Below are 7,633 nucleotides of genomic sequence, written 5' to 3'. Positions count from 1 at the left end.
AAAATGCCTTGACCTCAGAAGCTCGAGCTTCGGCAAAGATAATTGCCTGCTTACCGGTTATTTTTCTTATTATTTTGAAGTTTACGAGTCCTGAAAACTACAGTTTTGTGATGTTTGAAGAAGCTGGTCAACCTATTTTTTATTATGTATTAGCCAGTGAGCTAGTTGGTTTTTTTTGCATTTGGCTGATTTTGCGGGGTGTGAATTGATGGACTTTGAAACCGTTATTATTTGGAGTGTGATATTCATTATATCGATGGTCCTAGCAACGTATTGTTTACGGTTTTGGGATAATACGAGAGCGGATATAGAGACTCGAAAAATAATCGGTTCGACACGAGAAGAGAAGAAAAGAGCAGATTTATTCAAGGCTATATTGTCTAGGATTAGTTTTAATAAGCATGAAACAAAAAGAAAATTGGTCGCAGCTGGCTTTTACAGTGATTTCCTGGCCGACGTTTATTACTTACTAAAAATCGTTCCTTTTTGTGTTTGCTTAGCACTGATTGGCTTTGATTTTTATAGCGGCGACACGAAAACGGTATTCGCACTGTTATATCTAATGGGGGCTTTATTAATATTTATCATTGGTCCTGATTCTTATGTGTCGGCTCGAGGTAAATCTAACATCAAGCACATAAGTTCACGATTGCCATTTTTACTCGACTTAATGAATGTTTGCGTCCATACGGGGATGACTATCGAGTCTAGCTTGGAGTACTTGGCGAAAGAACTTCACTCAGTAGACAGTAACCTTGCTCATGTGGTCAGAGTAACTGTCGAACGATCTCGCCTGGTGGGCCTTGAAAAGGCATTAGAAGAATTTTATGAGCTTGTTCCAACTAGTGAATCACAAAGTTTTGTAATGACCATGGTGCAGAGCCTCCAATTTGGTTCATCAGTTGGTCCGGTATTAGTGACTTTAGCAAGCGATATTCGCGAGCTTAATATGATGGATTTAGAAGAACGAATCGGGAAAATGGGGGCGAAGATGTCGATTCCACTTATCGCTTTTATCATGGTTCCGATTATTATTTTAATTGCAGCTCCAGGTATTATGAGGGCGTTGATGTGATAAGAAATTTTGTATTGTCCGTTATTGTTTTGGTTCTCTTCTCCGGTTGTTCAACGGTTAATAACCAACTTGATACCAAAGAACAACTGCTTTTAGGGTCGGGTGACTCACAGAAACTCATTGAATTTTATAAGGCAAATATACAATCGGAACCTGAATATAAAGTTAAATTGGTTAATTTGTATTTAGATCTAAAAGATATCAAGTCTGCTGAGCTGTATCGCAGCACTTACAATGATAATGATCTTGATGAACCTGAATACATTTTAACTAATGCAAGGCTTTATTATCAAAAAAAGAATTTTGAGAAAGCACTGGAAGAGCTGAGTAAGTATCGGGATGAAGGTGGCAAAGAGTATGAGTATCAACTTTTAACTGGAAAAATATTGGCTCAGCAAAAGCGATTTGCCCAAGCGATCGAACATTTTGAGGAAAGTAGAAAACAAGGGGCTTCAGACAGGGAGGCTGGCAACAATATCGCAGTCGTCAAAATAATGCAGTCTGATTATTTGGGTGCAACAGACATTTTATATGACCTTTACCTTTCGAATCCGAATGATCAGAGAGTGAGCTCTAACTTGATTCTCTCTTCGGTTAAATCTCAGCGACCGGATATCGCGCTAGAGGTTTTGAAGCATTCGAATAGCGATGAGCAAGCTCACAAACAGTTGTCTGCATTAATGAGGTCAATATCTAAAAGCAAAGGGAAGAAGGCCGTGACACAGTCAACGATAGAAATGGAACAACACTTTATTGGCTCTCAAGCTAATTCAGGGGGCTTTGTAGCCCCGACGTCTCGCGTAAGTAAATTGGATGCTACCACAGAGTTTCAAGCATCTAGACACAGTGTCGATGGTTCTGTACTTGACCCAAGAAAACTTAAGCCCGGGGCAAAACCCATTTATCGTGTGCAAGTATTGGCGACGTATACGGCGATCCCCTCTGACTTTTTGAACTATTTGAAAACCAACTACGGCTCTGTTTATTCGTATACACATGGTTTATGGAAGCGTTACTGCATTGGTGACTTTAATGACTTAGATGAAGCGAAAGCGTTTTTAAACAGTATCGATATCAAGGGAGCATTCGTTGTTGATTACACTAAGAAAAGGTATGTCCGACTATGAGAAGGTTTAAGCGAAAGCAAAAGGGGTCATTGACGGTTGAAGTCGCTATGGGGATTCCGATTTTTCTGGCTATTGCCTTTGGCTGGGTAGAGATCTGTATTTTGACATTCTCAATGAGCATGACAGACCATGCTTTGACCACAGCGGTAATGCGTACCAAAAAAGCGGGCGACTCAAGCAGTAGCAATTCCATCAACTACGGCCAAATGATCAATGATGAGTTAACTAAAGCTGGCGGGGCATTATGGAGTAATGTAGTCAAAGAGGGGAGTGTAGTTATTCATGTTAACTACTTTCGTGACTACGAAGGCTTTCTCAAATGTACGGATACTTACGCTTCTACAGATGAGTGCCCAGATAAGAAAGATGAACCCGAAGACATGGCATTAGCTGTCTATGCTTTAGAGTATACCTACGACCCGATTGTATCCATTTGGTTTCCAGATATTGCTATTAAACGTGAAGTCATCACTATCCAAGAATATGAAAGATGTTCGTTCAAAATTGGTCAGGGGGCAGGTTGTGCAAGCTAAACAAAAAGGCGCATTTGCTGTTGAATTGGCGATGGTATTAGTTTTTGCTTCAGGGATCTTCGTTGCCGTAGTCAATCATATGCTAGCTATTAATAAGAAGGGCCAACTCGACAGAGCTTCTTATTCATTGACCACTATCTTTGCTGAACGAAAACAATTGTTTAATGCCAACATGGATATATGTGCGGGTGACTGTAGAAAGACAGAACACAACGCGTTTGTGATTGCTTCTGCTTCGATGAAACGAATGATTCCAAACTTTGATAAAACCAAGTTTGGGATGCGCATCGACGAAATAAGGCTTGAAGAAACCGCTTTATCTGGAGGTAGAGTGAATTACCGAAGGGTTCAAAAAACTCTAACCAAAGGGAGCATTCATGGGTGTGACTTTCCTGATATGAGCGATATAACTAAGCAAAAAGCGATAGAAATACTGCCAATCACATCACGAGGTCGCAGATTACCCATGTATCAGGTTTCATTATGTTATGAAACACCAATCAATGTGCTTGGTGTTGCTAACGGTGAAGTCTTTCGCCTTGTAAGTACATCTTATTCATTTGCGAGGGTTTGAGGTGAAATCGATAAAGAAAAACCGAGGTGTCGCAGGTATTTTGTTCGTTGGTCTCTTACCAGCGATGGTTATTTTTATGGCGTTTTCGATGCAAATGTCGCAACAGATGTTGGCTCACTCTCGGTTATTAGAAGCTGCAGAGGTTGCGAGCCTCGCACTTATTGCAAGCCCTAAAGAGGATGAAGATAAAAACGTAAAGTATGCACGTTACTTGGTTGATAGATACATTTTAGACAATTCAGAGGATGTGGATGTCGCCGTATTTACCCGTAAATGTGAATATAAAGATGGTTGTGTTCAAGCTAGCGGCGAATTAGCGCCATTTAGTGACTTTGTCGTTAGTGCTACCGCCAAATATACATCATGGATTTCGTATGAAGATGTCGATTTAGAACCTGAATTTACGGTTAGTGGACGAGCGGTCACGCGAAAGTATCTTCCTCAATCTGTCGACGTTTACTTCATCGGTGACTTTAGTGGTTCTATGGGTAACTCGTGGAAGAACGGAAAAATGAAGTTAGACGTTGTAAAAGAAACCATTAAACGAGTTGTTGATGACATCGAAAAATTTAATACGGAAGAAAAGAGTCGAGTCGCCTTACTTGGTTACAACCCGTTTCATGTTAAGCAGACCGATAAAACTGTAAGAGTTAACGCTTATGGCTATTACGGTTCATGGAGAAAAAAATACGCTTACAATTACGCTCGTTCCTCGCCAGGAACAACGGTTAGGCGAATGTTTGACAAACCCAAACTGTATAACGAAATACTCGAGCCAAAGAGGGGTATGAGTCGATACGAGGTTGAACGTCTCCATACCCACAACGTTAATTTTGCTAAGTATTATAAGTTTTATGATATTCCATTGACTGAAGACTATGATGAATTTCGGTCTCAACTAATGAATACCAAGCTGCAAGCTGGTGGAGGAACGTCGTCATGGAATGGGATCATTGCTGCCGCCCAAGAAGCTAATAAAGCAACGAATCTAAACCCTGAGCAAGTGTTTATTGTTTTATCTGATGGTCAGGATGGCGACAAGAACTATTTACAAAAACTAGTGGACCAAGGGCTGTGTAAAAAGCTGCGCTCAACTATATCGGCCAAACGAAATCGCTTCCAAAGTAACTCGCCGACTGAAGCTGAAAAAACCAAAGTCACGATGGGCGTCATTGGTATTAATTACAAAGTAAATGAAAGTGATGGCTTTGGGGATTGTTTTGGTAAGAAAAACATCTACCACGCAAAAGATGGTGAAGATGTGTACAAGTACATTCTGAATTTGATTAATGAAGAAACCGGAAAACTAAAGGATTAACATGAGATACCTAGTAATTATGTCTACGATACTACTGTCTCCATTGAGCTATGCAAACTGCTTGGGCAATGTCGGCGAATACGTCACTTCGAAAACGTTGGTGTCTTCTCATACTGTTACGACACAAGTGACTGGAAAGCTAATAAAGCTTGATGAAAAACCTCAAAATGAGGTGCTCAATAGAGAGAGTGAAGTCATTCAAATCGCAGCTCAAGATGATGTCTGTTTCTATGATAAAGCGACGCAATCTTTGGTGCTCAATTATCCAACTAACGTGTACCTATTGGATGAAAACCATAAACAAGTATTAGGGCAGTACCTTAGCTTGGTGGGAGATAAATCCAAGATTTATATAGAAGGTCATGCAGATAGCTTAGGCAGTAAAAGCTACAACAAAGCACTGTCATCTCGCCGAGCAGGACAAGTGGCGAGCTACTTGAAGAAAGATCTTCATCAAGGGAATCGCATTGTTGAATATGCGTATGGCGAAAGTGCACCAATTTGTAAAGTCACAGACAATAAGGCAACAGGTTGTAACCGACGAGTTGTGATAACAGTTAAGTCGTAATGGGCTTTGTTGTCGTTGTCTGTATTTTTATTTTTTGGGCCGCTCTGTTAAGTGGTGTGTAAAGAAAAGGGAACCCGTTTGGGTTCCCTTTTTAATCTATAGCGTTATTCGTTTAACCAGGTAAAGTACCCAAACAGTTACAACGTGGGTTCTGGTAGTTCTGTAGCCATAACTTGAGCCGGTGTTAGATACTTGCATAACTCATCATAAGGAATAGGGCGAGAGAAGTAGTAACCTTGCATTAAGTCACATCCGCATGCTTTTAGAATCGCGAAGTGTTCGTTTGATTCTACGCCTTCTGCCAACACCACCATACCGAAGTTTTTACCGATAGCGATGATGTTCTGGACCATTGTTAGTGACTGTTGATCGACTGCTATGTTTTCAATGAAACTCTTATCAATCTTAAGTTCGTCGATAGGGAGTGCTTTTAACATGCTCAATGACGAGTAGCCCGTACCGAAGTCATCCAGAGAGATCTTAATATCGTTTTCTTTGAGGGCTTCAAATAGTGGTTTCACTATAGCCACATCTTCAATGAACAAGCTTTCAGTAATCTCGAGCGTTAAACAGCTTGGTGAGAACTGATATTTCTCAAGCGTAGTGAATAGGTGTTCTGAGAACGACTTATGTGAAAACTGACGTACGGATATATTGATCGAAAGACCGATCTTTTGTTCTATCGTTCGGTGTAAATGAGCGATCTGCATAACGCTGGATTCAATAATAAAGGTGCCGAGTTTTTGCATTAAACCTGTGCTTTCAGCAATAGGAATAAATACGTCTGGCGGGACAAAACCCAGTTCATCATCTACCCAACGCACAAGCGCTTCTACACCGTGAGTACTTTCATCGGCACGAACCAATGGTTGAAAAACCATAAATAAAGCTTGTTTATCGATAGCGATACGAAGCCTTTGTTCTACTCTCATTTTGTAGAGGTGGGCGTCTTGCATCTCAGTAGTAAAAATACTGTATGAGTTTTGCTGCTGTTTCGCTTTGTACATCGAAATATCGGCAGAGCGTAACAGGCTATCTAAATCTCTTCCGTGGTCTGGGAAGCGGGCAATACCTACACTGCAACTCAACAAAAATTGAGCGCTTTCAACTTCATAAGGTTGAGAAAGTACTTCAATAATTCGTTCTGATAGTCGCTTAATTTCAGATTCACTATTCAGCGTTGTTAAAAACAAGAACTCATCACTGGATTCTCGTACCAATAGGCTGACTCTGGAGCGAAACCGCATCAAACGTAATGCAATTTGTTTGAGCACCTTGTCTCCGAAGTCATGTCCATGGGTATCATTAACACATTTGAAGTTATCGATGTCGATAAACAGCAGTGAGAATGGCTCTGACTCATCTTCAATCCACTTGCCAATGTTTTTACGCATATAGGAGCGGTTGGGGAGAGAGGTTAATGGATCGTGATTGGCTTGGTAAATCAATTGGCTGCGAGTTCGTTGCTCGTTCTTCGCAATCGATTTTACTAAAAAATAGAAACCAAACTGAAGAACAACAAAAACAAAGAAAAGAGTACCGAACTCTTTTGCGAATATACCATCAACGTGTTCTAGGTCTGTACGGCCGACAACCCAAAGCTTGTAGTCTGGAATGTATTTAGCGCTAACGAGCGATGGGAAAGCGCTATCATCGATACAGAAAGAATATGTGTATTTTCCTGTTTTCGCTTCTTTGACGCTGACAGTCACTTGCTCAGAAAAGCTTTTGGTAATGCGATCCATTAGATCGTTATCAACTGGTTTTAAATAAGCGTCTAGCGACTCGATATCGCTAGAAAAAAACTGACGATAGTTGTCGGTTCTAAGTAGAGTTAACGTGTTGTAATTGCCTGCGTGCGCATTGTTTTCAAACAATATTGTACTGTCTAAGCGTAAACCTGCGGTCATGACTGCATCAACGTTCTTGCCATCGAGAGAAATGGATTTTCTTAATGGGATCACGAGGCTGTTAAGAGAATCATGGAAATAGGTGCGCCCTAAAACCATTTTATTACTCGATATAGCCTCTAGAAATGAGTCTCTGGTGTACGGGAGATCCAGTAAATTAAATTGATCAGACAGTTGTAGGTTTGAGCTGATTGATAGGTAATCCCCTTGAGGATTTAGTAACCCGAAAGCGGCTATTGCAGGATGAGTATCAAGCAGTTTATCTAATATTGGTCGAATTTGAATCGAAGCCGTGCGGGTAAAGTCGGACTGCTGAGCAAGTTGATGCCCAACCACTTCAAGCAGTGCTTCTTGGCTAGTTAATAGAGAGTTTACTGAGCTAGAGAAGATCTCAACTTGGATATGCTGTTGCTTAGTAAAGTCATCTCTGTTTGATTGCCACTTGGTTATGCCAAAGGCGCTGAAAAGTATCAGGGTAAGCAGCACGATCATAGCGTACAGCGACCAGATATTTTTCTTAAATAGAGC

General features: G+C 40.8%; 7 protein-coding genes and 1 pseudogene. 7 read left to right on the top strand and 1 reads right to left on the bottom strand.

Features of this window, described 5'->3' with window-relative positions; genetic code table 11:
- The 7 genes and pseudogenes from AB4496_RS24075 to AB4496_RS24045 all read left to right on the top strand — a co-directional run.
- Positions 1-209: pseudogene (locus AB4496_RS24075) on the top strand (type II secretion system F family protein); the annotation flags it as partial.
- On the top strand, positions 209-1,075 hold the full coding sequence (locus AB4496_RS24070) for a type II secretion system F family protein (protein ID WP_009845559.1): 867 nt from the start codon (positions 209-211) through the stop codon (positions 1,073-1,075). The pseudogene AB4496_RS24075 and the gene AB4496_RS24070, both read left to right, overlap by 1 nt.
- Positions 1,072-2,202 carry a lipopolysaccharide assembly protein LapB gene (locus AB4496_RS24065; RefSeq protein ID WP_009845558.1) on the top strand — a complete coding sequence of 377 codons (1,131 nt, stop codon included), beginning with the start codon at positions 1,072-1,074 and terminating at the stop codon, positions 2,200-2,202. Before AB4496_RS24070 ends, AB4496_RS24065 begins: the two co-directional genes overlap by 4 nt.
- Positions 2,199-2,735, top strand: coding sequence for a TadE/TadG family type IV pilus assembly protein (locus AB4496_RS24060; protein ID WP_009845557.1), 537 nt, complete (start codon positions 2,199-2,201; stop codon positions 2,733-2,735). Before AB4496_RS24065 ends, AB4496_RS24060 begins: the two co-directional genes overlap by 4 nt.
- The gene (gene tadF / locus AB4496_RS24055) at positions 2,725-3,309 is read left to right on the top strand and encodes a tight adherence pilus pseudopilin TadF (protein WP_009845556.1); all 585 of its coding nucleotides are present in this window, start codon (positions 2,725-2,727) and stop codon (positions 3,307-3,309) included. The genes AB4496_RS24060 and tadF overlap by 11 nt, the downstream gene beginning before the upstream one ends.
- A 1-nt stretch (position 3,310) precedes the next feature.
- On the top strand, positions 3,311-4,627 hold the full coding sequence (locus tag AB4496_RS24050; protein ID WP_009845555.1) for a vWA domain-containing protein: 1,317 nt from the start codon (positions 3,311-3,313) through the stop codon (positions 4,625-4,627).
- 1 nt (position 4,628) lies between these two features.
- Complete coding sequence (locus AB4496_RS24045) at positions 4,629-5,195, top strand: OmpA family protein (RefSeq protein ID WP_012600426.1); 567 nt, start codon at positions 4,629-4,631, stop codon at positions 5,193-5,195.
- 137 nt (positions 5,196-5,332) lie between these two features.
- On the opposite strand, the gene AB4496_RS24040 is transcribed toward AB4496_RS24045, so the two are convergent.
- On the bottom strand, positions 5,333-7,633 hold a 2,301-nt coding region (locus AB4496_RS24040), incomplete at its 5' end, for a putative bifunctional diguanylate cyclase/phosphodiesterase (protein ID WP_372132277.1).

The sequence above is a fragment of the Vibrio sp. 10N.222.46.A1 genome (genome assembly GCF_041473595.1).
GTDB classification, from domain to species: Bacteria; Pseudomonadota; Gammaproteobacteria; order Enterobacterales; family Vibrionaceae; genus Vibrio; species Vibrio tasmaniensis_A.
Note: the sequence above shows the minus strand (reverse complement) of the source record. Positions and strands in the feature narration are given on the sequence as shown.